Source organism: Bacillus hominis (assembly GCF_018332515.1).
In the GTDB taxonomy this organism is placed as follows: Bacteria; Bacillota; Bacilli; order Bacillales; family Bacillaceae_G; genus Bacillus_A; species Bacillus_A hominis.
In genome coordinates, this window is record NZ_BOQD01000387.1 from 1 (window position 1) to 3,749 (window position 3,749).

A 3,749-nucleotide genomic window follows, 5' to 3' on the forward strand; every position below is an offset into this window, starting at 1 on the left:
AGAAATACGGTTTCCACTATATAGATTCTCCATTTCAAAATAAGTTATCTTATAATTCAAACTATCACCCACCCTAAAATATGTCAATACACTATTCATTCTATACACAAAAATTCATTATAAAGAACATCGTGAGATTATTCTTCATTTGTTAAAACGTAATTCTAAATGATTCAATCCTCATTGTTCATCGAATAGTATTTTTGATGCATTGTATAACTCTACCTTGATCTTCCTCCTTTAAATTAGATCCCGAAGGAAGGCAAATCCCCATTTGAAATAACTCTTCCGAAACACTCTCATTTTTATTATGTGCATAATACTTTCCTCTCTTAAAAAGCTTTTGCATATGAAGAGGTTTCCACATAGGACGCGCTTCTATATTCTCTTCAACCAATGTTCTCAATAATTGTTCAAGAGAGACTCCAGCTTCTTTTTCATCAATTTTCAAAGTTGTAAGCCAGCGATTTGAACGGGTATTTTTTAACTCAGGCATAAAATAAAACCCAGGTATATGAGATAACTCTTCATAATACTGGCTAAATATTCCCCGCCTAACATTCACCCTATCTTCTAACACTTCTAATTGTCCTCTTCCAATACCAGCTAATATATTACTCATTCGATAATTATACCCTACCTCACTATGCTCATAATGTGGTGCTGGATCCTTTGCTTGTGTCGCTAAAAATCTCGCTCTTTCTAATGCTTCCACATCATCAGAAACAAGCATTCCACCGCCCGAAGTTGTAATAATTTTATTTCCATTAAATGAATAAACACCAAACTTTCCTAATGTACCACTTGCTTTACCTTTATATGTAGAACCTAAAGATTCTGCTGCATCCTCAATTATGGGAACATCATAGTGATTACAAAGCGAAAGAATTTCATCTAATTTCGCACTCTGACCATATAAATGAACAAGAATGACAGCCTTAGGCAATTTCCCTGCTTTATCAGCATCCTGCAACGCAACTGCTAGAGCTTGTGGTGACATGTTCCATGTTTCCGGTTCTGAATCAATAAATACTGGTTCAGCCCCCAAATAAACAATCGGATTTGCACTAGCTATAAAAGTGAAACTTGAACAAAATACTGTATCGCCCTTTTGAACATTTAATAATCGTAAAGCTAAATGAATAGCCGCAGTACCTGAACTCACCGCGGCCCCACCTTTAACTCCTACAAAAGAAGCAAGTTCTCTTTCAAACCCATCTACATTTGGACCAAGAGGTGCAATCCAATTTGAATCAAAGGCATCTTTTATATATTTCTCTTCATTTCCACTCATGTGTGGTGAAGAAAGATAGATTCGTTTTTTGTGTTGAACGGTTTGCATGTAAACACATCCTCTATACATATTTAAAATATTATGTACCTAAAAACATATGTTTTAATACAGGTATATCAGGAAGTCTTCTTAAATTATTTATTGTATAATGCGCTTTATAATCTTGCTCAACTATAAGATTACGGTAAATTCCATCTTCTCTATTAATATGAATTGTTATCCAATTTAGTTTCTTCGCAGTTATAAAATCCTTACTTAAATTATCTCCTATATAAACACATTGCTGATGTGGAACCTGTAGTTCCTTACTTATTTTTTCATAAGGAATTTGGCTCGGCTTCCAATATTCTCTTCCAAGCTTATCAGTAAGAATAATCGAATGAAATCTCTCTTTTAACTTCAATGCATTTACTTTTCTTTCTTGGGCAACTAAATATCCGTCGGAAATTAGTCCTATTTTCACGTTATTAATTAAATTATTTAGAACCCAATCCGCTTCCTCTAATAATTGAATATCCGGTGTATGGCTCCTATACTGTTCTATCAAATTACTAATCAATTTTTCATCATAATCAATATTTAACTTTTCAAGTGTTTTATTAAACACAAACTTTCTTTCTCCCGAATCGAATAATTGAATTGCTATATTATAAAATCCAATTTTCTTATAGTTCTCTTTAATCCAATCATCCACCGCTTTAAAGCCACTTACGACATAATCTTTTTCTTTATACAAAGTATCATCCATGTCAAAAACAATTGCTTTGATCACCATGTTAAATACTCTCCGTAAAAACTGCTTCATCATATCTAAGCATTGTTAAATCTTCTCTCCAATTGAAATCTTCCTCCGTAAACATTTCTCCTTGGCACATTTCAATTGTCCATAGTGGAAAATTCGCTCCCGCTTCAATCGATAACGGAATCCCTCCACCAAAACGAGGATTTATTTCAATAAATGTAATTTGTCCATCCTCCTTTTTAAAACATTGTAAAGTAATACACCCAATAGGATTAGGAAGAGCTTTTATTACAGTTTCTGCTGCTTTGATAATATCAATATCCTTCTTGGTCATACCTTTACTTACCTCACCTGCTCGTGTCTCTATACGCAATCTAGGAACGATCGTTTTTATATTCCCATAAAAATCTACCATGACATCTATAGTATATTCCTCTCCTGAAACATACTCTTGTATCATAGCGTTAGGTATATACTCCTTAAAGAATTCCAATTCCTTTTCATTCATTATTTTTGTTACACCTTTACTAGAACTGCCATCATAAGGTTTAATTAATAATGGAAATTGATATTCTTTTCTTTCAATCTCCTTATCACTATATACTTTGGGCGTTGATATATTATTAGAAACAAAGAAGTTATATGTGTATTTTTTATTGTGAGCAATTTTATTTAATTCCACACTAGAAACTAGTACTTTTACACCAATACCTTCAAAAACCTTCGAATTATTAGCCAACAAGATTAATTCTGTATCAATTAACGGAATTATTAGATTTATCATTTCGAATCTGCATATTTTTAATAATTCATTTGTATATTCCTCTTCATTTACACGCGGAACAATAAAATGCTTATCGCTAAAGTAAATGGTAGGAGCAGTTTCCTTCAAGTCCGCAGTATAGATGTTGCCTTTGATTCCTTCTTGTTTAAGTGCATCCTTAAATTGTTTAATTAAGGAAACCCTCCTACCAGAGCTAGTAAACAAAATATTCATTTTATTCCCTCCCATGCTCGATTTCTCCCTTAAAAACTGGCATAGTTACATGCTTATTATTTGTGATCCCTTCCGACTTTAAAACCTTACTAAAAGTTAGATATAATATTTTCAAATCTAAAAGAAAACTTTGATTCTCAACATACCATACATTTAATTTAAATTTCTCTTCCCATGAGATACTATTTCTTCCATTAATAATGGTCGAGGACCAATCAAACTTAATTGACCTTTTAGTACATTTATTAATTGTGGTAATTCATCTAAACTATATTTCCGAAGAAATTGTCCAACTTTAGTTAATCTAGCGTAATCAGATAGCAGCTTGCCATCACTATCTCTAGCATCAGTCATCGTGCGAAACTTATAAAGATAAAAAGGCTGTCCATGTATACCTGGGCGTTGTTGTTTAAATAGTATCGGTGAACCTATTTTAAACTTAACTAGAACGGCTACTAAAAGAATAACATAGAAAAAACACAATAATAATAAAGAAATAAGTATATCAAAGAGTCTCTTCATCAATAATCATACTCCTTGTTAATATTTTTACGGATGCCTTTTTCAAAGATAAATAAACCAAAAGACATTCGTTACAAGCTTACCTCATTTCACTATACATCTTAGAAAAAATTTAAACCTCGTATTTTTTAGTTCCTTTTTTATTTATACATTTAGTTTTTCTTTAATTTATTATCAATTTCACCTTTCGAAAT

At 32.1% G+C, this 3,749-nt stretch carries 3 protein-coding genes and 1 pseudogene; all 4 read right to left on the minus strand.

Going from position 1 to position 3,749, the window contains the following annotated elements; all coding sequences use genetic code 11:
• Positions 1-187: 187 nt before the first annotated feature.
• The 4 genes and pseudogenes from KI356_RS25355 to KI356_RS25370 all read right to left on the minus strand — a co-directional run bounded on the left by KI356_RS25355 (position 188) and on the right by KI356_RS25370 (position 3,555).
• Entirely contained in the window at positions 188-1,342 is a 1,155-nt protein-coding gene (locus tag KI356_RS25355) for an aminotransferase class I/II-fold pyridoxal phosphate-dependent enzyme (protein ID WP_212936818.1), read from the minus strand.
• 31 nt (positions 1,343-1,373) lie between these two features.
• Positions 1,374-2,069: an HAD family hydrolase gene (locus KI356_RS25360; protein ID WP_212936819.1), complete on the minus strand. Its 696-nt coding sequence runs from the start codon at positions 2,067-2,069 to the stop codon at positions 1,374-1,376.
• A 1-nt stretch (position 2,070) separates the two neighbouring features.
• Positions 2,071-3,048: an ATP-grasp domain-containing protein gene (locus KI356_RS25365; protein WP_212936820.1), complete on the minus strand. Its 978-nt coding sequence runs from the start codon at positions 3,046-3,048 to the stop codon at positions 2,071-2,073.
• Positions 3,035-3,555: pseudogene (locus tag KI356_RS25370) on the minus strand (sugar transferase). Before KI356_RS25370 ends, KI356_RS25365 begins: the two are co-directional and overlap by 14 nt.
• Positions 3,556-3,749: the final 194 nt, after the last annotated feature.